This is a genomic window from Wenzhouxiangella marina, from assembly GCF_001187785.1.
GTDB lineage: Bacteria > Pseudomonadota > Gammaproteobacteria > Xanthomonadales > Wenzhouxiangellaceae > Wenzhouxiangella > Wenzhouxiangella marina.
In genome coordinates this window covers 1,468,482-1,491,836 of record NZ_CP012154.1, presented here as the reverse complement: position 1 = coordinate 1,491,836, position 23,355 = coordinate 1,468,482, and the positions used below count along the sequence as shown (strand labels likewise).

Here is a 23,355-nt window from a genome sequence, read left to right as displayed (position 1 = left end):
ACGATCGGGGGTCGGCTCAATCGCCTGCGACCGAAAAATGCGCAGGCCCTGGAGGAATCTCAATGAATCTGTTCGAAACCATCCATACGACCGAGCATGAGCAGGTCGTGTTCTGCCACAACAAGGAAGCGGGCCTGAAAGGCATCATCGCCATTCACAACACGACCCTGGGCCCGGCCCTGGGCGGCCTGCGCATGTGGCCCTACGCGACCGAACAGGAAGCGCTCGACGACGTGCTCCGTCTGTCGCGCGGCATGACCTACAAGGCCGCCGTGGCCGGTCTGAACCTGGGTGGTGGCAAATCCGTGCTCATCGGCGATCCGCGCAGTGACAAGTCCGAGGCCCTGTTCCGCGCCTTCGGCCGCTTCATCGATTCAATGAACGGCCGCTACATCACTGCGGAAGATGTCGGCATCGACGTCAACGACATGGAATACGTGTTCCAGGAAACCGACAATTGCGTCGGCGTGCATCAGGTCCACGGTGGCTCGGGCGATCCCTCGCCGTTCACCGCCTTCGGCACCCTGCAGGGCATCCGTGCCTCGCTCTCGCACAAGTTCAACAACGAGGAAGTCGGCGACTACAGCTACGCCGTTCAGGGCGTCGGCCACGTGGGCATGGAGCTGGTCAAGCTGCTGCGCAACGAGGGTGCCAAGGTCTTCGTCACCGACATTAACGAAGAGGCCGTGCAGGCGGCCGTCGATCTGGGCTGCGAAGCCGTCGCCCTGGACGAGATCTACGACGTGGACGCCGACGTGTTCTGCCCGACCGCCCTGGGTGCGATCGTCAACGAGCAGACCATCCCGCGCTTCAAGTTCAAGATCGTCTGCGGTGCCGCCAACAACCAGCTGGCCACGGAAGAGTGCGGTGACGAACTGGAGCGCCGCGGCATCCTCTACGCGCCGGACTACGCCGTCAACGCCGGTGGCCTGATGAACGTCTCGATCGAGTTCGAAGGCTACAACCGCGAACGCGCCAAGCGCATGATGCGCACCATCTACTACAACGTCTCGAAGATCTTCCAGATCGCCGAGCGCGATGGCATCCCGAGCTGGAAAGCGGCCGACCGCATGGCCGAAGAGCGCATCAACACGATCGGCAAGCTGAAGCTGCCGTTCATGGGTCGCTCGCACCGCTTCCCGGGCCGCGAACGCGGCCACAACTAGGGTCTGGGACCGCAGATTACGCAGATTGGACGCAGATTACTCCCGCTCCTTGATCGGAAATGTTCACCAGCGATCAGAAGGGCTCGAGCCCGAGGCCTTGTTTCTTCATCTGCGCACATCTGCGTAATCTGCGGTTTCCTCAAGCTCTGCAGACTTTCCGAGGCACCCGAACATGAAGCTGTCCGAAGACATCGAAATGCTGCGCGAGTCGGTTCGCCGCTTCGCCGAGGAATCGATCGCACCGCGCGCCGAGCACATCGACCAGTCCAACGAGTTCCCGCAGGACCTCTGGGAAGAACTGGGGCAGATGGGCCTGCTGGGCATCACCATTCCGGAAGCCTACGGCGGCTCGGACATGGGCTACCTGGCGCATCTGGTCGCCATGGAAGAGATTTCCCGGGCCTCCGCCTCCGTCGGCCTGTCCTACGGCGCGCACTCCAATCTCTGCCTGGACAACCTGTGCCGCAACGGCAACGAGGCACAGCGCCAGACGTACGTGCCGAAGCTGGTCAGCGGCGAGTGGAAGGGCGCACTGGCCATGTCCGAGCCGGGTGCCGGATCCGACGTGGTCGGTTCGATGAGCTGCCGAGCCGAACGGCACGGCGATGTCTGGGTCGCCAACGGCTCGAAGATGTGGATCACGAACGGTCCAGAATGCGATGTCGCTCTGGTCTACATGCGCACCGCCGGCCCGGAAGCCGGCAGCCGCTGCATGACCGCCTTCATCATCGAAAAGGGCATGGCGGGCTTTTCCAAGGCCCAGAAGCTCGACAAGCTGGGCATGCGCGGATCCAACACCTGCGAACTGGTGTTCGACAACTGCGAGATCCCCGAGGCCAACGTGCTCGGCGAAGTCAATCAGGGCGTGAAGATCCTGATGTCGGGCCTCAACTCCGAGCGCCTGGTGCTTTCCGGCGGCCCGATCGGCATCATGCAGGCCGCAATGGATCAGGTGCTGCCCTATATCCGCGAGCGCAAGCAGTTCGGCCGCACCCTGGCCGAGTTCGGCCTGATGCAGGCCAAGATCGGCGACATGTACGCGATGATGCAGAGCTCGCGCGGCTTCGCCTATCAGGTCGCCGCCGATTACGATCGTGGCGAGAAGTCGCGCGTCGACACCGCCGCCTGCCTGCTGCACGCCTCGACCAGCGCGGTCAAGGTCGCCCTCGAAGCCATCCAGGCCCTCGGCGGCAACGGCTACATCAACGAATACCCCACCGGCCGTCTGCTGCGCGATGCCAAGCTCTACGACATCGGCGCCGGCACCAACGAAATCCGACGGATGCTCATCGGCCGGGAGCTGTCGAGAAACACCTGATTTCCTGATCGGGTGCGGGGCGGCATTCCCCGCGCCTTGCAGCCAGGGCCTGCATCCTCCCTGGTCGAAGCCGCAGCTATTTCTCCCGCCGCAGGGATCGCCCGATCAACAGCAGCGCGATCCCCATGATGATCGGGCCGATCGCCCCCAGCCAGACCACCGGCGGCGCGTCGCCGGTCATCTGCCAGGCAATGCCCAGCCCGCCGAGAAGCAGCAGGACCAACCCCATGATCTGCAATACGCCTGCGCCATTCATCGCTCACCTCATCGAACTTGCCTGGATCCGGACCGCAGTGTAACCAGGCATCAAGGCTCGCGAGCGACTTCTGGTCCGGTCGACTCGCTGAAAGTTGCAGAATGAGTGACGGGGTACACTAGGTGTGCAGTCTCAGCAGGTTGTCCCCAGTCAGGCCTAGGTGTGATCTCTCAGTAGGTTGGCCATGCGCGCAATGCAGCTACAGTCGATCGGCCCGATACGACCGGATTCGGAGCCCCTGGTCGAGGTCGAAGTGCTTGCGCCGTCCCCGGCGTCAGGCGAATTGAAGCTCCGGATCGAAGCCTGCGCCGTCTGCCACACGGAACTGGACCAGATCGAGGGACGAGTGCCCACGACCCTGCCCCGTATCCCAGGCCATCAGGTCATCGGCACCGTGATCGAATGCGGCAGGGATGTTCCTGCTCGGCGACTGGGCCAGCGGGTCGGCGTCGGCTGGATCGCCTCGGCCTGCGGTCATTGTCGATGGTGCGAACGCGGCGAGGAAAACCTCTGCCCGGAATTTCAGGGCACGGGCTGCGATCGCGACGGCGGCTATGCCGAATTCATGACCATCCCGGCCGCCTTCGCCGTGCCCATCCCGAAATCGCTCGACCCGATCCATGCAGCCCCCATGCTCTGCGCCGGGGCCATCGGCTTCCGCAGTCTGAAGCTGGCCGATCTGGTCAACGGGCAGGTGCTGGGGCTGACCGGCTTCGGCGCCTCGAACCATCTGGTCCTGAGCCTGGCCCGGGCACTGCTGCCCGACACCCCGGTCTTCGTCTTCGCCCGAGACCCCGACCAACGCCGTCAAGCCATCGAGCTCGGCGCCCACTGGGCCGGTGACACCCACGAGCAGCCACCCGCAGCGCCGGACGCCATCATCGACACGACGCCGGTCTGGGAGACGGTGCTCGCCGCGTTGACCCGGCTCGCGCCCGGCGGGCGATTGGTCATCAACGCCATCGCCAAGGAACCCGGCGACCGTCAGCGCCTGGTCGAGCTCGATTATCCCAGCCAGCTCTGGAAGGAAAAGGAGATCAAGTCGGTGGCCAACGTCACGCGGGCCGATATCGAAGCCTTCCTGGCGGCCGCCGCCGAGCACGGTTTCCGCCCCGAAGTCAGCGAGCTCCCGCTCGAACAGGCCAATGACGCTCTGAAACGGATTCGATTCGGCCGATTTCGCGGTGCCTTCGTGCTGCAACCGGGTGAGCACGCCAGCAGCCATGAACCCCTTGCCTGAAAGCGGCCGGTCAAGCGTCGACCGGAATCGCCTCGGCATCCGTCATGAACCAGGCACCGTCACGCTCGCGCAGACGAACGCGGATCAGGAAAAGTCCTGATTCACCACGGTAGAGGTAGGACAAGCGCGCCGACCTGGATGCCGAGGAGCCCGAACCCTGCGCAAGACTGACCGGCTCGAAGGCATCGACCCTGGAGACCATGCGCACCAGGGCCCTGGAGATCCGACCGCTCCGGCAGAGGTCGGGATCGGCTTCATTTCCGCCGAGACAGGCAAAGGCTGCGGCTGCGCCCGAGAGGATGGCCGGCAAGTCCTTCATCAGGGCCGGATCCACGGAGAAATAGGACTGATCGACGGTGGCCAGGCAGTCCACGCCCACGGGCTCACGTCGAGCACTCGAGGTCGCGGTGCTGCCATGGGCTTCGAGGCCAGCGGCGGTGACTTCATAGCGCCAGACTAGGCCCTTGGCGACGCAGTAGTCGCCCAGGCGCTCCGGCGGATCGAGCAGCTCGACCAGCCAGGCCGATACGGCCGTTTCCCGGGCCGATCGAATGCCTCGAACGGTGCCCTTCCAGTAGGCCGGCCACTCGTGCTGGAACGGGGCCAGCGCTGGCGGCAGTTGGTCCATGCGAGCCGGCGCAAGATCGATCGGATAGGCCCTTGCCGGACCCGTCGTCGAGGCCGGCTCCGGTGACACGGTGGCGCAGGCGGCCAGACCCATGGAAATCGCAATCAATGGGCCACGCCAGGCGTTTGCTCGCAGTCTCGTCATTCGGTCTGTCAGCGCTAGGTGCCGATGCGACCAGCCTACATCAAGCATCGAAAGCAATGCACCCCGCTCATGCCGTCGCCACGAATGCCTCTTGAAGAGCGACGATCCAGAGGCCCAGCACGGCCAGGAAGTTGATCATGAAAACGAGCCCCCGAAGACGGACGTTGCCGGTCAGCACCTGCACCACGCTGTGCAGGATGCGGCCAGCCACGAAGACCCAGGCCAGACCGATCACGATGCCGGTCTGGCCGTCGTTCTGCGCCATCAGCACCAGACAGACGACATGAAAGAACAGCGGCCATTCGAACTGGTTCGACAGATTGGCGCTGACCCGCGGCTCGTATCGGCTGGCGGTCCGGGCGATTGCCGTGGAGGCGCCCAGGCCCCAGACCGCCGGGGCACGGAGGACCGTCAGCAGCGCGTAGAGCCAGGCGGCCCAGAACAGATGGGCCGCCATCGGCAGCAACAGGGTCGGTGAAACGCTCAGCTTTCTACCCTCGGCTTCCTGGCCTTGGGCTTCGGCGGCGGCAATTCAGCGGCCGTATCGATCAGCAAGCCCCGCAGCTGCTCGGGAGCATCCAGCAACTCATCGGCCACCGGGTAGTCCTTGGCGCCCGGATACGGCGGTCGCATCGGCAAATCGAGCCCATGACGGGCGAGCGCCGGCGTGGCCTTGATGAAGAAACTGTTGTCACAGGCCATCGCAACGAACTTGCCGTCGAGGTGAAACCCGTACTCGCCGAACATCTTGCGCGCCGTCAAGCGCCCGGCCAGGCCGGATTGATCGAGCGCGTGCTCGATGAAACTCGGATCGGTCGCCATGGCAGAACACTCCGTCTCTGAACCTCCCCCAGTCTAGCGAAGCGAAAGGAAGGCGGTCAGAGCTTTTCCAGGTAGTCCCGTCCCTGCAGCATCAACCGCCTGAACCCCGCCTCATCGTCCTGCGCCAGTCGCTCCGTCAAGGTCTTCAAGGCGCTGGACAATGCCTCCCTGGAGACCGCCCCGTGCTCGTTGAGGCGCTGGATCTCGAAGTAGAGTTCGGGACTTTCCGAGGCGACGTCGCGGGCAATCGCCAGCTGCCGATCGAAGGTCGTGCTGGACAGGGACGCGAGTTCCTCGGCCGGCACCCCGGACTCGGCCAGGGCGCTGAAGAAGGCGATATTGAGGGCGTGGGAGAGACCGAGCACCCAGGCGATCAGGCGATCATGCTGCTCGATATCGATGCGCTTGAGTTCGGCCATCGTTTCCGAGAACAAGGCCTCGGCCTGGTCCACGGCCGCCGGGCAGCCGACATCCATGAACAGGACGTGGCGCCCAGAGAGCAGCTGCGTGGACGGACCGAACATCGGATGCACCGAGCAGACCGACAGACCGGCCGCAGTGGCTCGCCGCAAGGGCCCGATCAAGGGGCTCTTGATCGAGGCGACATCGATCACCAGGCCGGGATGCCCCGCGGCGGCCAGCGCCTCGAGCAGTTCCGCCGTCACCGCGATCGGGGTGGCCAGCACAACGAGGTCGACATGCTTCGGGGCATCACGCCAGTCACGGAAGCGATTTTCACCGTCCAGGGCATAGCTCGGATCGGCCAGTAGCAGGTCGAAACCCTGGTTATCGAGAAAGGCGGACAGCCAGCGACCCAGTCGGCCCGCCGCACCGATCACCAGCGCGCGGCGGCCCGAACCGCGGCCGGACAGGCGACCGCGCTCCTGCTCCTGACGCGTCAGCGAGGCCTCGATCAGGCGCTTGAGCAGGTCCTCGGCCAGCTCGGGATCGAGGCCTTCGGACAAGGCCCGTGCCCGCACATGATCGAGGACTTCCCGCTCGCGTCGGAAATCCCGCAGCTGTCGGCCCTCGCTCTGCTTGCTCCGACCGATCTCGGAGACGATTCGCTGGCGTTCGGCGGCGAGGGTGACCAGGGTGGCGTCGATCGAATCGAGGCGCTTGCGCAGCGCCTCGATCGATTCAGGCGTTCGGTCGGCCTTGCTCATGCCTGGCCCGTCAGGCTCGACTCATGAATTCGCCGGTTTCGGTGTTGACCTTCACCTTCTCGCCCGGGGTGATGTAGTCCGGCACCTGGATTTCCAGGCCGGTCTCCAGGGTCGCCGGTTTGGCCGAACGGCTGGCCGTCGCCCCCTTCATCACCGGTGCCGTGTCGGTCACCTCGAGCACCACCGACTGCGGCAACTGGATGGCGACGGGCTGCTCGGCGATGATCAGCACGTAGATGCCCTGCAGTCCATCGGTGATGTAATCGGCCGCATCTCCGACATCGGACTCGGACAGCAGGTACTGGGTGTAGTCCTCGCTGTCCATGAACACGAAGCTCTCGCCGTCACGATAGGAAAACTCGCTCTGACGTCGAACGAGATCGGCCTCGCGGAGCATATCGTCGCCCTTGAAGGTGACTTCGCGACGATCGCCGGAGGGAATGGCTTCCAGCTTGAATCGGTACAAGGTGCCGCCACCGCGGGCGGTCGGCGCCGAACGGTCGATCTGACGCACTGCGAACACCGTGCCATCTTGGTCGATGACCTGTCCGCGCTTGATTTCAGAGGCCTTGGGCATGAAGAGGGTCTCCGGCAGTGTGGAAAAACGCGAAGCGTACCCTATTTATCAATACCCGATGGCCATTTCTTGGGGTTTTAGCCAGGCTTGTGGTATGTTCAAGCTGTTTTGCCCCGAGTCGGGCGTTTTGCGTGATGAGCTTGGCTGATCCCGGCTCATTCTGCGATGAGGATCGCGAACTTGCGCGTACTTTTTGTCGATCATTCCAAGGTGTTCAGGTCCGTCTGGGAGCGGATGGTGCTGCATGCCGGGCACGAGCCCCTGATCGCGACCGACGGTCTGTCCGGGCTGGAAATTCTCCAGAATCAGGCGATCGACTTCATCTGCGTTTCCCTGTCCCTGCCGGACATCGACGGCATTCGTTTCACGCGCCAGGTCCGTACCCTGCCCCGCAGCCGCGAGATCCCGATCGTGCTGCTGACCTCGGCGCAGGACAATGCGACGCGAAAGCGGGCCTTCGAAGCCGGCGTCACCGACATCTGTCCGAAGACCGGCATCGAAGACCTGTTCTACCGGGCATCCCGAATGGCCGTCCATGACAATCAGGTGTTGAGCGGGCGCGTGTTGTACGTGGAGGACAGCAAGACCGTCACCAAGGTCATGACCCGGCTGCTGGAGGGCATGGGCCTGGAAGTGGACCACTACGTCAGCGCGGCCGAAGCCTTCAACCACTTCGACGTGCAGCGCCATGACCTGGTCATTTCCGACATCCTGGTCGAGGGCGACATGAGCGGGATTGCCCTGGTCGGCGAGCTGCGCAAGCAGCATCCGGACAAGATCCGAACGCCCATCCTCGCGATGTCGGGCATGGATGATGCGATTCGCCGCGTCGAGCTGTTCCGCCTGGGCATCAACGACTTCATCACCAAACCGGTGATCTTCGAGGAGGCGGCCTCGCGCATCCGGAATCTGATCGTGCAGAAGCAGCTCTTCGATCAGGTCCAGCAGCAGCGAATCCAGCTCTACGAAATGGCCATGACCGATCCGCTGACCGGCCTCTACAACCGCAACTCGCTGGCCGAATTCGCCAGCAAGATCAGCTCCGCCGCCAACCGGCACGACATGGACCTGTCGGTCATCGTCATCGATCTGGATCACTTCAAGGAAGTCAATGACAGCCACGGCCACCTGGTCGGCGATCAGGTCCTGGCCTCCGTCGGCGCCAGCCTGCTCAGCGCCTGCCGGCAGGAAGACTTTGCCGTGCGCTTCGGTGGCGAAGAGATGCTGCTGATCCTGCCGCACTGCAGTCTGAACGATGCCGCCGATCGCGCCGAGCAGCTGCGCGAGCGCATCGCCCGACTGAAACCTGCGGGCATTCCGATCAGCGCCAGTCTGGGGGTTGCCGCCAAGCCACCGGGCCGAGCCATCGAGCTGCAGCAACTGATCCGGATCGCCGACCAGGCGGTCTACGAGGCCAAGGCCTCGGGACGCAACCAGGTGGTCGTGCACGACACGGGGCCGAAAGCCGATACGGACAAGCGCTGCAGCAGCGCCGCCTGATCGGCGCTCGAATCCGTTTCTGCCAGTCAGTCATCCGTCGCTCGCTCGAGCCGCAGCTCCCGGCTCTCTCCGCCCGAGCGCCTCGACCAGATGGGCGATCCGAGGGAACACGGTCTCCATGTCCTGATCATGCGGCGTGCGCGAATCAGCAATGGATGCGGAATTTGCCTTCTGCCTGCAAGCCGTTGACAATACGGGGTTTACACCCAGCGCCCGACCGTTCCCATGCGATTCCCCCGACCCGCCCTTGTCCTGGCTGCTCTGATCACCCTACCCATGACCATTCACGCCGAAGAGCTGACGCTCGAGCGCATTTTCGATTCACCGGATCTGTCAGGCCCGAGCCTGCGACAGGCCGAACTCTCACCGGCCGGCGATCGCGTGACCTTCGTCCGCGCCCGGGAGGACGATCGTGATCTCATGGATCTGTGGGAATACCACCTCGCCGATGGAGTCACTCGACGCCTGGTGGCGGCGGACGCGGTCGTGGCCGACGAAGGCGAGCTGTCCGAGGCCGAGCGAGCCCGCCGCGAGCGAGCACGCATCGCCAATCTGCGCGGCATCGTCGAATACCGCTGGTCCGCCGACGGTCGATTCCTGATCTTTCCCCTGGCCGGCGACATCTACCTCCTCGATCTACAGGACGAGAGCGGTACGGTTCGTCAGATCACGGCCAGCGACTCTTTCGATACGGACCCCAAGGTCTCATCGGACGGCGAGCATGTCGCCTTCATCCGCGAACGCAACCTCTGGGTCGCGGAAGTGGCCAGCGGAGAGGCCCGTGCCCTGACCGAGGACGCGAGCGAGACCGTGGCAAACGGTGTGGCCGAATTCATCGCCCAGGAAGAAATGGGCCGCTCGACCGGCTACTGGTGGTCACCCGACAGTCGACGGATCGCCTTCCTCCAGATCGACGAGAGCCCGATCGACATCACCCGCCGCTACGAGATCGAAGCGGGCGAAATCAACATGATCGAGCAGCGCTACCCCTATGCCGGCACCCCGAACGTCAGCTATCGGCTCGGTCTGGTCGACCTGGATTCCGGTGAGCGCCGCTGGATCGATCTGGGCAACGATTCTGGCGACAATCGGGACATCTACATTCCTCGCGTGCAATGGCACCCCGATGGCCGTCACCTGAGCCTGCAGCGCCAGAGTCGCGATCAGCAGACCCTGGATCTGATCCTGGTCGACACGGACACGCTGACCCAGCGCGTGCTGCTGACCGAGACCAGCGACACCTGGATCAACCTGCACGATGACCTGCATTTTCTCGAGCGCATGGATGCCTTCATCTGGGCGTCCGAACGATCTGGCTTCAAGCACCTGTACCTGTATGACCTGGAGGGCAGTCTGATCCGCCCCCTGACCGGCGGCGACTGGGGCGTGGACGAGGTCGTCGGCGTCGATGCGGAACTGGGTCTGGTCTACTTCACCGGATCCGAAGTCTCGCCCCAGGAAAAGCACCTCTACCGCCAGTCCCTGATGACCAGCTCGCCGGAAATCGTTTCGAGGATTTCCCGGCGCTCGGGCTGGCACGAAGTCCGGATGGATCGGGCCGGGCGGGTCTACGTCGATCTCTACTCGAGCAGCAGTCAACCCCCACAGCTGTCCCTGCACTCGGCCGACGGCGAGCGCGTGGCCTGGCTGCTCGAGAACCGCCTGGACGACAACCACCCCTATGGGCCGTATCGAGCCGGTCACCGTCCGAGTGAATTCGGCCACCTGGTCGGACCCGAGGGGCAGAAACTGTTCTACCGCCTGATCAGACCCGCCGACTTCGATCCGGCCGAGCAGTACCCGGTCTTCCTCTACGTCTACGGGGGCCCCACGAGCCGCCTGGCCGTCAACAGCTGGGGCCGCCGCAGCATGATCGAACAGTACATGGCGCGCCGTGGCTACGTCGTGTTCACCCTGGACAATCGCGGCGTCGAGCGTCAGGGCAAGGCCTTCCAGGACGAAGCCTATCTGAAGCTCGGCCAGATCGAGATGGTCGACCAGATGGTCGGCGTCGACTGGCTGCGCTCCCAGCCCTGGGTCGACCCCGAACGGATCGGAATCTTCGGCTGGAGCTACGGGGGCTACATGGCGCTGATGGCCGCTAGCCAGTACCCCGGCGAATTCGCCGCCAGCGTGGCCGTGGCCCCGGTCACCGACTGGGCCCTCTACGACACGCACTACACCGAGCGCTATCTGTCCACTCCGCAGGCCGCGCCCGAAGCCTACGAGCGCGGCAATGTACTGAGCTACGCCGATGCGATCCGCGATCCCCTGCTGCTGATCCACGGCATGGCCGATGACAATGTGCTGTTCACCCACTCGACCATGCTGATGCAGCAGCTACAGGAACAGGCCATCGATTTCGAACTGATGACCTACCCGGGAGAAAAGCACGCCATCTCCGGTGCCGGTCAGCGCCTGCACGTCTACCGTACCCTGACCCGTTTCCTGGACCGCCATCTTCGGCCCGCCGGCATGGAGCCACAGCCATGAGCAAGTCTTCCCAGGTCTATCGCCTCTATCAGCGACTCGAAGGCCTACCGGCCGGTCGCTGGCTCTTCTCGCGCCTGTTCAGCATGAAGGCGCCCTATTTCGGCACCATCGGCGCGCGCTTCACGAGCATCGAGCCCAATTTCTGCGAGCTGACCATCCGCAAGCGCCGCAAGGTGCAGAACCACATCGGCACCGTGCACGTCATCGCGATCTGCAACGGCCTGGAGATGGCCATGGGCGCCCTGGCCGAAACCACGATCCCGGATCATCTGCGCTGGATTCCGAAGGGCATGGAAGTGCGCTATCCGGCCAAGGCGGACACCGATCTCCGCATCCAGGCCAGCACCCGAGCGGAAGACTGGGTCGAAGGCGAGGTCCCGGTCACCGTGAAGGCCCTGCGCGCCGACGACACGGTGGTCGTGGAAGGCACGATCTTCCTGCACGTCAGCGAGAAGAAGCGGCGCTGAGGCCGATTCTCAGGGCAGATCACGCACCAGGCGCACGGCCTGCAGGGCATCGGTGGGGGCGGCAAACGTCGCCCCGTCGCCGAACTCCACGATCCACACCTGTTCGCCTCCATCGCTGACGGGCGTACTGGTCCAGTAGGCAACGGCTGGCGCCGCCGGAAAGGCGTCGGCATCCAGGGCCGGGCTGAAACAGCGCTGCTCCACGATCGACGCCAGCTCGTTGCGATTCGGCAAGCGCCAGATCGGATCTCCGCCCTGCCCCGTCGATGCGGCGGCGAGCAGCGCCGTCGTCCAGTCCATCAGGCTCGGCGCTCCCGTGCACGCCGCACCATCCCAAGTCTGACCCAGGGCGCAGCGCTGCCAGATCAGGCGCGTCCGGCGATGCAGGAGGCTGCCGTCGCCCTGCTCGTCGAACTCCGTTAGCGGGGCGCTGGCCGGCACGGCCGGGTTCAGATTGCCAGCCGCGCACTGGGCCAGGGCCGCGTCGGGGGTCATCGCAAGCGCCAACAGCAGGCTCGTCAGCATCACTCCGTACTCCTTCGGCATCATCGAATCTCCCGGACCAGTCGCACTCGCAGCGCGCCGGCCTTGTCGTCGAGGGCAATTTCACCCGTGTCCATGTCCACCCGCCAGGCCAGGCCCGAGTTGGCCGCCGCCGGCGTCCAGGTCCAGACCTGCCCACCGGTGTTCGGGAAAAACTCGATCGCCATGGCCGGTGAGCTCGTACCGGCGTGAATCAGGGTCGCCAGCTCGGTCCGGCTGGGCAGGCGCCAGTCGCTGGCACCACAAAGACCGTCGAGGTTGACCCGGTCGACGAAGCCCGAGGTATCGCAGGGACTTCCCTCGCACAGGCCGCCATCGCTGGGACCGGCACTGCCGCCATCGACCGCCGGGTCGTCCTGCCGCCAGGAGTAGGTGTGAGCGAAGTGGCGAATATGGCCGGGATCGTCAAGCTTGACCTCCCAGATCAGGCCGCTGCGATTGTCGACCACGCACCTCCAGCTCGGCGCATCGTCCGGGAGCAGCTCGCCGCTGGCGTCGAGCTTGCTGTAGTCGAAGCCGGCCGGACCGGCGCCGAGCTTGGGCAGCTCGCCCAGAGCGGCCAGGGCATCGACCCCGAATTCCGCATCCTGCCCGGGGCGTCCCGGAACCGGACATTCACCATCCACACCACCCAGGCAGACCTGCTGGCCCGTGTCTGCGATCTGGCGCGTCCAGCAGCGGGGGACCCGGGGCGCCAGACGCTCGTCATCGAAGCGGTCGCGAAGGAGGCCACAGGCGTTGAAGCGGTCGGGGTTGGCCGGCGGTCGCTTGCGCAGGACCTCCATCACCACATCATCGATCGTCACCGAACTCGCCGTGTCCCGCCCGGCGCCCACCAGGGCCATCGACAGGGTCAAACGCTCGCCCTCGGTGACGCCGGCAACGGGAATCCTCAACACGTTACCGACGAGGGTAACGCCGTCACCGAGATTGAAGCCGGCCGGCACGGCCGCCTGGTTCGCTGCCGCCGAGGCGCCGGGACGGATCGTCGTCGACCGGGCCAGACCCGATTCACTGCTCAGGTGGACGTCGAAGGCATCCGGCACGAAGCTCCCATCGGCGGTCAGCAGCGGGGATTCCACCAGCTTCAGTCTGAGCGCCACCAGGCCTTCGGGGGCTTCGAAGCTCTGCGCCAGACCGGCAAGGAAGGCGCTGCCGCGCTCGATGCGGGCGGCGCCATTGATGACCTCCACTCGAGGTGCGGGCGCCGTCGCTGCGGCCAGCTCCACCTGCCACTGAGCCAGCCCATCGCTGAAACTGCCATTGGGCAGGGGCTGGTCGATGACCGCGTTGTCCTCGGCTCGGACCGGGCTCTGGAGCATCAGGCCCATCGCCAACAGCAATAGCGCCGAAAGCATCAAGGCTGCCACCATGAGCGGCGACTCGGGCTCTCGTTCGTTCACGCAAGTCTTGGAAGTCATAACAGATTCCCCAGTCCGCAAGGAATGACCAGCTTGGCGCCGATTTCCGCACCGGCACCGGCGCCACTGCCCGAATCACTGGACGGCCCCGGAAGCAGGCCGTAGGGGCTGGCGCCCGAGGTCTCCGCGCCATTGATGGCATTGGCGGCGTCCTCGAAGAAGGCCTTGACGCTCAATCCCAGCTGAGTGTTGCTGATGGCCAGGCCGATCACTTCACAGACGGCCAGCGCGTACTCGATCGCGGCCGTCTCGCCACTCGGATCGACGAAGCTCAGCGGATTGTTCTCCGCGTAGCGGTAGTGCCAGGGCCTGAGCGGATCCTCGGCCACGAAACGACCGATGCGCGGGTCGTACAGGCGCGCCCGGTAGTGACCGAGGCCACCCGGCAGGTCGAAGTCGCGTCCCGTGTAGCGAAGCGAATCATCCAGGCTCGGTGGCGGACCGGCGACCTGCTGGCCGAAGGCGTCGTAGACGTATTCGACCAGCACCTGCGACTGATCGTCGGTCTCCATTCGAACCGTGCCCAGATGATCGGTCAGCAGCCAGCGCAGCTGCCCGCCACGCTCGATGGCGAAGGGCCGATCGACGCTGCGGCCGTGCAGGCGACGCCAGACCACGTTGCCGGCATCGTCCAGGGCCATGGTCGGGTTGTCGAAGTCGAAGGCATAGTGACGACGAACCCCGTCGCGCTCGGCCCGGACCCGCCAGCCGTTCATCGCGTACCCATAGCTCGCCGAGCTGATCGTCGCTCCCCCGCCATCCTCGAGGGTGATCGAGTCCACGCGCTGCAGGGGGGAGTAGCTCAACAGCAGGCGCTCACCGGAAACGACATGCTCCCGGCTGGCCAGCTGCCCGGAGGCCGTGTAGTCGTAGGAGTACACACTGTCCCCGAGCAGACGGTGTCCGGCGCTGCCTTCCAGGTAGGCCAGCGACACGGGCCCCGGATCGGTCGGCCGGGACAGCCAGTTGCCCACGCCGTCCCAGGCAGTGGAGCCACTCGGCAGGCCGCTGGGCGCCGGATGCTGCTCATCGACGAGGCGACCCGCACCGTCCCAGGTGTAGTGATGCAGGCCATCCGTGTCGAGCAGGCCGGTGATCTGACCCAGTGCGTTGCGGGTGAAGTCGATCCGGAACAACAGCTCGTCGTTCGGCCGCCGGTGGGTGATCGCACTCAGCCCGGCCGGACAGCTGGCACAGTCGTATTCATAGGTGGTGACCGGCCCGGCGATGGTGCCGGCCAGGTCGGCATAGCGCCGGATCACCAGCGGATAGCCCGAGCCGTTGGACTCGATATCGACGCGCTTCTCGAGCAGCCCCGCGCCGCTCTGGCGGATCGAACTCAGGCGATTGACGCCGTCGTACTCGTAGATCGTGAGCCCCCCGGCCGAGTCCTCGATCTGCACCACATTGCCGCTGCCGTCGTACTGGTAGGCCAGCCACCAGCCCGGCGCGCCGACTGCACTGTGTTCGACGCGGTCCAGGCGCCCGGCCAGATCGTACTCGAAGGCCAGCTGACTGTCGGCATTCGACACACCGGCCACCTGGTTGAGCGCGTTGTAGGTCCAGGTCGCGACCGTCCCCTGACCCGGCCGACGCTCTTCGATCAGGCGGTTGTCGCTGTCGAAGACGAACTCCCGTTCATTGCCATCACGGTCGATGGAACGGCGAATCTGCCCCAGGGCGTTGTACTCGAACGTCGTCGTCTGGCCGAGCGAATCGATCTCCTGCTCGACCAGTCCGGCCGCGTTGTAGACGAAGCTGCGGCCCTGCAATTCGGCGTCGATGACCTGGTTCAGGAAACCCTCGGGCGTGAAGCCGAACTGCCGAACCTGCCCGAGCGGATCACGTTCCTCGATCAGCCGGCACTCGGCATCGTAACGACGCGTCGTGCAATTGCCGAGGGGGTCGCACTGCTCCAGCCAGTCGCTACCGCAATCGCCGTAGGTCCAGGTCCATTGGCTGCCATCCGGCAGCACCCGACGCAGTTCATTGCCGTCGGCATCGCGCTCGCGCAGGGTCAGGCCGCCATCGCGATCCCGGTACTCGATCTCCCGCCCGGCCTCGTCATAGGTCCAGCGCTGTTCGAGGAACTGGCTGGCGTCGATGTAGTCGTGCCGCTCGATCAGCAGGCCATCGCCATCGAAGAACAGGTCGCTGCGGAAACCACGCGGATCGAACAGGGTCTCGACACCGGCCTGGCTGTCGTAGTCGAACAGACTGCAGCCGTCCAGGGTGACCAGGTCTCCGGTGCTCGGGCAGTGCGCAACCATGCGCCCCTGGGCATCGAACACCATCTGGGCCACCGGATGGCCATTGGCGTCGCGAGTCGCGGTGACATGGTGCGGAAAGGCCGGGTCGGCGTAGTCGTAGCCGGCCACGCCGCCGGTGACGTCCTCGACGCTGACCAGATTGCCCAGGGCGTCATAGCCGTACTGCACTCGCGCAAGCTCGCTCGTGCCATCGTCATCGATCAGCACGATGTCGGTGATCCGGCCCTGCCCGTCACGCAGGTAGTCCACCCTTGCCCCCCAGGAGCTTTGCCAGCCGTTCTCGTCCACGCTGAGCACCCCGCCCTGCGGATCGCGGACCTCGAGCAGACCAAGCTCCTCGTCGATCACGTAGACCATGCCTTCGGCCGTTTCCAGCTCGAACAGCGAGGGGTTGTAGGGGATCACGTAGTTGGCATAGCCATTGCCCAGGGCGAAGACGATGTCCGGCCAGTCGAGCGCCCGGAGTTCATCGGTCACACCCGGGTCCGGCTCGTAGACCACGTCGAACTGGAGCACCGAGGGCCAGGACCTGCCCTGCGGAGCGAAGGTGAAGCCCACCCGCTCACCGTTCGGCTTGGTGACCGTCACGCGGGTCTGGTCCGTGTAGGGCTCGGCGCCCAGCTGCAGGCCCGCCGTCGGTGGATCATCGGGCGAGTCCTCGACGCTGGCGGACAGGGCCAGACGCCAGCCGGGACCGAAGTCACCGGGGGTGCTACCCAGCGGTCCCGCATCGAGGCTGTCGTAGGAACGACCGATCACCAGCGGGAAGGCACCCAACTGCCAGACCAGATCGCGAACGGTGAAGGCCACGCGACCGGGCTTGGCTCCGGTGCCGGCCGCCAGGGGCACGCGAAGCCCGCCGGTCTGCGCGCCATCACCGGCCACGATATCGAGCTCGTAGTCACCGGCCTGCAGCACGGTTGGATCGAACACCGCGATCTCGCCGGCGGTGACGGGCCCGGTACCGCTGGCCAGCACGACAGGAGCACCCTCGCCTTCCTTGCGACGCAGGGTGACCTCCCAACTCAGCACGGCCGGCGTGTTGTCCTCGATATCGACCACGATCGGCACCGGCGCATCGAAGCGCTCGCCCGCCTGCGGCGAGACCAGGGTGACCACCGGCGCCTGTTCGTCGTTGCAGTCGGCCACGATCAAGGACTCGTCGGCCTGCGCGAACTGGGCACTGGGGTCGATGGCCAGGGCAATGGCCGGGAAGGCACCCGCCTCTGCCGGGGTCCACCGGTAGCAGCGCGCGGAGTCGAGCGGGCGCGCCTGACCCTGGATCGTCAGACCGAGGCTGGCCAGGCCGACGTTGTCCGAGGCATCCACGCACACGGAAACCGCTTCGCCACGGCAGGCCGGGTCCGCCAGCATGCGAATCCCCACCTGCGGCACCTGCGTGTCGGCCAGCAGCTCGATGCTGAAGTCCAGCGTATCGCGCCCACCCCAGCCGTCGGTGACTTCCAGGGAAACCGGATAGCTGCCGGGTGCCGCGCCGGTGGTGGTCCAATGAAGCCATCCAAGCCCCTGGTGGAGGGTCATGCCGGCCGGAGCTTCGAGCAATCGCCAGATCGGCGCATCGCCGTCGCCGTCACTGGCCAGCATGCGCACGCTGTAGAAGGCGCCGACCGTGATCGAAGACGGCGGCCCGGTCACGATGATCGGGTCGACGTTGGCCGCGCGAACGCGCACGGTGAACGCCTGGACGCCCGTACCCCCATGCGGATCGGTGGCCTGCACGATGACCGGCCAGTCCCCTGACTGCGATCCGTCGGGCACCCAATCGAGCTGACCGGTGGCCGGATCGATCGCCATGCCGGCCGGTGCGCTTGCCAGGGACCAACTCAGGGTTTCGAATTCAGGGTCGACGGCCTGGGCGAGGTAGCTGTAAGGGGTGCCGATGCGGGCGGCGGTCGGCGGCGTGCTCACCAGATAGGGCGCTTGATTCGGCAGTTCGGCGAGCACTTCGAGATCGAATCGCTGCAGGGCGATCTGCCCTTCCGAATCGACGGCCTGGAGTTCGACGACATGCGGCCCGAGGTCAGCGCCGGAAGGCACCCAGCTCAAGGTCCGGGTGCCAGGATCCAGGACCATCGCCGGTGGTGCCTGCAGCAGGCTGACCGAGGGCGGAGCGCCATCGAAGCTGGTCGCGGCCCAGGCGTAGCGATACTGCACACCGATGGCGGCAAAGGTCTGCGGCACGCTGGCAAAAGCGGGCCCCGGGACACTGCCGGCCGGCTCGCCGACGAACAGGGTCCAGGCCTGGCTCGCCTGACCGCCACGACCATCGTCGACGAGCAGGACCAGGCTGTGCTGACCCGGCGCGCTGAAGGCCCATTCCACCCGTCCCGTCGCGGGATCCACCGTGACTCCAGCAGGGGCCGCCTGCAGGCTGAAGCTCAGGACGTCACCGTCCAGATCCTGGACCTCCGCATCGTACTGGTACTCGGCACCGATCGGTCGCTGCGTCGAAGGCGCGGAGGTGAATACGGGCGGTCGGTTGAAGCTGGCGTCCTCGACCCGAACCACGAAGCCCTGGCGCGCGCTGGCACCACGACCATCCCTGGCTTCGATCAGCACATCGACATTGCCGACGCCGGTGGGTGTCCAGTTCAGGACATCGCCCACCAGGGTCATGCCGGTCGGACCGGCGATGAGGACCAACTGAACCGCATCCCCATTGCCATCGCCGGCGGCCAGCTCGTAGCGCCAGGCCTGCCCGACGGTGGCCCGGGCGTCCGGGATGCTCGTGAAGTACGGCGGCTGATTCACCGGCGCAATGAAGCGTGGCGTGAATTCGATCGACCGCCAGTCCGGATTCGAGAACGCCAGGGATCTCGGCGCCGACAGGCCACTGGCCGCCAGCTCCTGTCCTTCGGGCACGAGGATCACGTAGGGCTCGCCGGACGGGGTGAGACCATCGGCGGCGAGCAGGCCGACAGCCGGGTCGGCGTCGTTGCCGATCGTCATCAGCACCGGCCCGGGCAGCGAGCCGCCGCCGTTGAAGGCCTGCACATCGACGAGCAGGCGGTCCCTGCCTCGATCGTGCGTCGTGCCCGAGAAGCGGGCCTCGAGCAGCACCGAGGCGTCGGCCATGTCGGTCCAGGGGTTGGCGTCATCGCCCCCGCCCTGCAGCACCAGCGTCGTGCTGGCCTCTGCGCAGCGATCGACGGCACGCAGCTCGAAGGCGTTCGGCCCCTGGAGCAGTTCCACCTCGACGAAGAAGGCGCCGGAGGCATCGAGCAGATCGACCGCTTCGCCATCGATCTCGACGCTCAACAGAGGCTGGCCCGCCGCGACGGGAAGCACGCGACCGCTGATCACCAGCGGGACCGCCGTGGGCAGCAGCGAGTCCGGACCGGGGGAGAGTTCCAGGAAACCCGGCGGCACCGGCTCGCCGTCGATGTCCAGCGCGCAGCTCGGATCCCGATCCGGCGTCTGGGTGCGGTAGGTGTTGTGCAGTTCCCAGCTGTTCGCTTCGGTGAACGGGACGCTCCAGTCGCCGTTGATGTTGTTGATGTGGTAGTTGTGCTGATTCCAGACCGGGCGCGCATCGACCCAGCGACTGCCGTGACCGTAGACGAACAGACCGTTGCGCCCGGCGACCACGATTTCGGCCTGTCCGTCGCCGTCGACATCGCCCAGGCTCGGGTAGTCGAGCACCGTGCCGGAACCCGTGTAGGGCTCGTTGTAGAGCCGCTCGCCGTCCGGGCCGTTGAACAGCAGCAAGCCATCGATGGCCCCGTTCCAGATGATCTCCCAGGCGCCATTGCCGGTCAGATCCTGGGCGGCCACGCCCGAGGCAGACGCGGAATTGTCGGCGACCACCTGCTCCCAGACCAGGCCGCCAGCGTGGTCGAGCACCATCAGCAGATGATTCTGGACGAACAGGCCCGACAGGATCGCCGAGGCCGTGACCAGATTGGGCTGGCCGTCACCGGTGACATCGGCCACGGTCACCGGGCTGGGCCGATACAGGTCGGTGCGCCCGGTCGGATAGCGCCACAGCAGCGTGCCATCGTCCTCCAGTGCTTCGACCACATGCCCCCAGTTGACGATGACTTCGGCACCACCGTCACCATCGAGGTCCGCGATGGCCGGCGCGCCGAAGACCCGACTGCCGCCGAGGATGGCGATCGGGTCCGGCAGCTCGCGACTCCACGCCACGGTCCCGCCGCCGAAATAGTCGATGACCTTGAGGGTCAGGCCCTGCGCCACGACGATATCGAGCACGCCATCCCCCGTCAGGTCGGCAAGCACCGGCACCGTCGGCGTCGGGCCCGGCAGCGGATCGCTCCAGACCACGTTGCCGAGATGATCGAGCACGTACAGGGCGTCGTCCTGAGCGGCGATCACGATCTCGGGCTCGGGATCCAGATCCAGGTTGCCGATGCTCGGCCCGCCCCAACCGATGTCCTCCGACGCGATGTAGGAGGCCACTCCGGGGTTGCTCCACAGCAGCTGACCATCGTGCTGGAACGCGAAGCTGCCTTCACGACCGACAACGACGATCTCGGCGTCGCCATCGCCATCCAGATCCGCCAGGGCAGGCTCGGCCGCCGGCCCGACCAGATCGCTGGACCAGAGGATCGGCGAACCACCACCCGCATCCTGCCCGTCGCCCCGGTAGACGTACAAGCGACCGTTCGAACTGGGTGCCACGAGTTCGACCAGGCCATTGCCGTCGAGATCACCGATCGCGATCGTCGAAACAAAACCCGAACCGCTGCTGCCCGGCAGGCTCTCCGTGGCCGTCGTGTCGAACCACTCGACCGCTGGCGTGTGATTCAGAGCATCGGCCGGATTGACGTTGAAGGCGTCCAGATAGGCCGTGTTGACGGTGGTCGAGTCCAGCGCAACCTGGACGCTGTGCGCGCCTTCGGCCAGGCCGCTGAAATGCACCGCGCGCGGTTGGGCCCGGAACGGTGCCGTCGGCGCCAGGTCGACGATGCCCTGGTCGACGCCGTCGATGACCACCTGCAGGAAGGTGTTTTCGCGCTCGAAGGCCAGCACGGTCAGGCCGGTGCCGACAAAGTTGAACCAGGCATTGGTATCGAAGCTGACGAAGGGGGACAGAAGGTCGTCGTCCCGGGCGTACTCGTTATCGAATTCGCGCCAGCCACTGCGCTGACTCAACTGCACCAGCCCGGGCGGCGAAGCATCCAGCTCCAATTCGTACCAGCCATCGGCGACCGCCTCCCCGGCCCAGACGTCGATGAAGTCCGGCATGACCGGGCCACTGATCACTTCCGCCTCGACCGTGTGCGCGCCAGGCGCCAGAGCGTCGAAAACGAAGGTCCTGACCTGATTGACTCCACCGGAGGTATCGAAGATGCCCTGAGAGACGCCATCGATCAGGATCTCCACGCTGCCGCTGGTGTCGGAACTGCGAAATCCGAGCGCGAGCCACCCGCCGTCGAAGTCGAGTGCCCAACGGTCTCCGGGCGTGCTGCTGCTGGCATGGTAGCCGCGACTGGCCTGGGGCCGAAAGCCCTCCGACCAGCTCTGCGGCATGCTCCGATAGGGCTGGTCGTTGTAGCGAAGCTCCGGGTGATTCTCTTCGTATCGAACGATCGGTGGCAACGCCGGCGGGGGCTCGGCCGGGCCCAGCGCTGGCGTGGCGATCCGATCGACCGTCGCGGCATCGTCGCGGAACTGACTGATCTCGAGGACGTGCGGGCCGGGACCGAGGCCATCGAAGGAAAACACCCGGGGCGCCTCGTTCTGGGCATAGGTGTCCTTCAGGCCGACGGAGACGCCGTCGATACGGACGTCCACGTCCTGGTAGCTGAAGCGGCTCCAGCTCTGCCAGCTCACCGAGTCTCCCGTGAAGGCCAACCAGGCGGTCGTGCCATCCGCGATGCCCGTTTCCAGGTAGCTGCCACCACTGGCATCGACCAGGCTGCGCCGGGACCAGCCCCGGCTGTGGAGCACCCGATCACTGTCATCTTCGAAAACACCCTCGGCCAGCGGCAGCCCGTCCCAGACCTCGAGATAGTCCAGGGTCATCCGGGCACTGCTCGAGGCCGGGGAGGCCGTCCCCAGAGCCGTCAGGGTCAGCGTATGCGGGCCCGCCCCCAGGTCGCGGTAGTAGCGGCTCAGCGTGTTCGTGTAGCGGCTGTAGAGGTCCAGGGTCTCCACGACCACACCGTCGATCGCCAGCTCGAGCTGCCCGCCGAAGCGGTCGGTCAGGAAGCCCACACCCAGCCACTCGCCCTCGAAATCGAATTCGATGACATCGCCGGCGGCGGCCGAGTAGACGACCTCCCCGGCACTGGCCCGGGTGGTGCTGATGCTGGCCACATTCACCCAGTCGGTGCTGGCCTGGGTCAAGGGCAGCCCATTGAAACGCAGCGCCGGGTCGTCGGCCTCGATTCGAGCCACACCCGGACCCGATGAATCCGGGTCGGTGAAGGGCGCGCTGCCTGGGGTTGACAGGCGATCGATCACGACGCTGGCCTGGTAGCTGCTGATCTGCAACACATGGTGTCCCGGACCGAAGCCCTGGTAGGAAAACACGCGCGGCTCGGCGGATGCGGAGAACACCGGCTCGTACAGGTCGATGATGTCCAGCGGCTGGCCATCGACGAAGAGTCTGATCCGTCCGGCGCTCCCGTAGGCCAGCGTGTGCAGGCTGAAGGAATCGCCGGAGAACGGGAACCAGGCGGTGCCGACGCCGGTCTGCAGGTAGCTGCCGCCGCTGGCATCGACATGGCTCGTCGAGGTCCAGCCGTCGGTGTAGAGCAAGCGCGGATCGGTCTCCTCGAAATCTCCGTCGGGGAGCAAGGAACCATCGCCGAAATCGACGTAGTCGAGCTTGACCCGAGTCGCGGACGCCAGTGGATTCGAGGTGCCGGTCACGGTCAGGCTGACCGTGTGCGCGGCGTTGGCCAGGCCGTCGAAGCGAAGCCGGATCAACGCATCATCGCGCCGGTAGAGGTCGTAGATGCCCTGGACGATGCCGTCGATCGAGACCTCGACTTCACCGCTGAAGCGGTCCGCCATGAAGCCCAGACTGAGCCAGCTGCCGTTGAACGCGAATTGCGCGGAGTCACCGGCGCTCGCGCTCTGAGCGAAGCTGCCGCCGCTGGGCTGGCCCGAGGTCTGCGTCGACCAGCTGCCCGCGTAGATCCAATCGACCGCGTCCTGCTCGACTCGCTGGAACGCGGGCGCCAGGGTGCCGGCTCCACTCGGCTCGGTCCGGACGACGTCGGCCGGACCGGCGAGCTCATCCGAGCCTGAGGTCGACCCGGCAACGATCAGCAGCAGAAGCGCCGCCAGCGTCCGGCCGCTGTTCTCGATCCACCCGGGTTCCGGGCATCCTTTGTTGGAAACCATCGCTTG

The 23,355-nt window shown here is 65.8% G+C and carries 15 protein-coding genes; 6 read left to right on the top strand and 9 right to left on the bottom strand.

Annotation, left to right across the window (positions count from 1 at the left end; genetic code table 11):
- Positions 1 to 62 precede the first annotated feature (62 nt).
- The gene (locus WM2015_RS06175; RefSeq protein WP_049725235.1) at positions 63 to 1,166 is read left to right on the top strand and encodes a Glu/Leu/Phe/Val dehydrogenase dimerization domain-containing protein; all 1,104 of its coding nucleotides are present in this window, start codon (positions 63 to 65) and stop codon (positions 1,164 to 1,166) included.
- Between the two features lie 172 nt (positions 1,167 to 1,338).
- Positions 1,339 to 2,484, top strand: coding sequence for an isovaleryl-CoA dehydrogenase (locus WM2015_RS06170; protein ID WP_049725234.1), 1,146 nt, complete (start codon positions 1,339 to 1,341; stop codon positions 2,482 to 2,484).
- A gap of 76 nt (positions 2,485 to 2,560) precedes the next feature.
- Here the strand turns inward: WM2015_RS06170 and WM2015_RS15825 are convergent, their stop codons facing one another.
- Positions 2,561 to 2,740 carry a hypothetical protein gene (locus WM2015_RS15825; protein WP_156200950.1) on the bottom strand — a complete coding sequence of 60 codons (180 nt, stop codon included), beginning with the start codon at positions 2,738 to 2,740 and terminating at the stop codon, positions 2,561 to 2,563.
- Between the two features lie 184 nt (positions 2,741 to 2,924).
- Here WM2015_RS15825 and WM2015_RS06165 point away from each other — a divergent pair, with 184 nt between their 5' ends.
- Positions 2,925 to 3,980, top strand: coding sequence for an alcohol dehydrogenase catalytic domain-containing protein (locus WM2015_RS06165; RefSeq protein ID WP_049725233.1), 1,056 nt, complete (start codon positions 2,925 to 2,927; stop codon positions 3,978 to 3,980).
- Positions 3,981 to 3,990: 10 nt separating this feature from the next.
- Here the strand turns inward: WM2015_RS06165 and WM2015_RS06160 are convergent, their stop codons facing one another.
- The 5 genes from WM2015_RS06160 to efpL all read right to left on the bottom strand — a co-directional run bounded on the left by WM2015_RS06160 (position 3,991) and on the right by efpL (position 7,317).
- Entirely contained in the window at positions 3,991 to 4,716 is a 726-nt protein-coding gene (locus WM2015_RS06160; protein ID WP_156200948.1) for a hypothetical protein, read from the bottom strand.
- Between the two features lie 103 nt (positions 4,717 to 4,819).
- Positions 4,820 to 5,209 (bottom strand): MAPEG family protein, encoded by a 390-nt coding sequence (locus tag WM2015_RS06155; RefSeq protein WP_049726994.1) that lies wholly within the window; start codon positions 5,207 to 5,209, stop codon positions 4,820 to 4,822.
- Positions 5,210 to 5,235: 26 nt separating this feature from the next.
- Positions 5,236 to 5,574 (bottom strand): TfoX/Sxy family protein, encoded by a 339-nt coding sequence (locus WM2015_RS06150; protein ID WP_049725231.1) that lies wholly within the window; start codon positions 5,572 to 5,574, stop codon positions 5,236 to 5,238.
- A 56-nt stretch (positions 5,575 to 5,630) separates the two neighbouring features.
- Positions 5,631 to 6,740, bottom strand: coding sequence for a prephenate dehydrogenase/arogenate dehydrogenase family protein (locus WM2015_RS06145; RefSeq protein ID WP_049725230.1), 1,110 nt, complete (start codon positions 6,738 to 6,740; stop codon positions 5,631 to 5,633).
- Between the two features lie 10 nt (positions 6,741 to 6,750).
- The gene (gene efpL / locus WM2015_RS06140) at positions 6,751 to 7,317 is read right to left on the bottom strand and encodes an elongation factor P-like protein EfpL (RefSeq protein ID WP_049725229.1); all 567 of its coding nucleotides are present in this window, start codon (positions 7,315 to 7,317) and stop codon (positions 6,751 to 6,753) included.
- Between the two features lie 180 nt (positions 7,318 to 7,497).
- On the opposite strand from efpL, the gene WM2015_RS06135 reads away from it, so the two are divergent.
- The 3 genes from WM2015_RS06135 to WM2015_RS06125 all read left to right on the top strand — a co-directional run bounded on the left by WM2015_RS06135 (position 7,498) and on the right by WM2015_RS06125 (position 11,777).
- Entirely contained in the window at positions 7,498 to 8,817 is a 1,320-nt protein-coding gene (locus WM2015_RS06135; RefSeq protein ID WP_049726993.1) for a diguanylate cyclase, read from the top strand.
- Positions 8,818 to 9,042: 225 nt separating this feature from the next.
- Positions 9,043 to 11,310, top strand: a complete 2,268-nt coding sequence (locus WM2015_RS06130) for a S9 family peptidase (protein WP_082169516.1) — start codon at positions 9,043 to 9,045, stop codon at positions 11,308 to 11,310.
- A complete protein-coding gene (locus WM2015_RS06125) occupies positions 11,307 to 11,777 on the top strand; it encodes a hotdog fold domain-containing protein (protein WP_049725227.1) in 471 nt (156 codons plus the stop codon). Before WM2015_RS06130 ends, WM2015_RS06125 begins: the two co-directional genes overlap by 4 nt.
- Positions 11,778 to 11,786: 9 nt before the next feature.
- Here WM2015_RS06125 and WM2015_RS06120 read toward each other — a convergent pair whose 3' ends face one another.
- Genes WM2015_RS06120 through WM2015_RS06110 form a run of 3 tightly spaced genes read right to left on the bottom strand, consistent with a single transcriptional unit; the run spans position 11,787 to position 23,349 of the window.
- Positions 11,787 to 12,326: an Lcl C-terminal domain-containing protein gene (locus WM2015_RS06120; protein WP_082169515.1), complete on the bottom strand. Its 540-nt coding sequence runs from the start codon at positions 12,324 to 12,326 to the stop codon at positions 11,787 to 11,789.
- Positions 12,323 to 13,741: an Lcl C-terminal domain-containing protein gene (locus WM2015_RS06115; protein ID WP_082169514.1), complete on the bottom strand. Its 1,419-nt coding sequence runs from the start codon at positions 13,739 to 13,741 to the stop codon at positions 12,323 to 12,325. Before WM2015_RS06115 ends, WM2015_RS06120 begins: the two co-directional genes overlap by 4 nt.
- Complete coding sequence (locus WM2015_RS06110; RefSeq protein WP_156200946.1) at positions 13,738 to 23,349, bottom strand: putative Ig domain-containing protein; 9,612 nt, start codon at positions 23,347 to 23,349, stop codon at positions 13,738 to 13,740. Before WM2015_RS06110 ends, WM2015_RS06115 begins: the two co-directional genes overlap by 4 nt.
- Positions 23,350 to 23,355 lie beyond the last annotated feature (6 nt).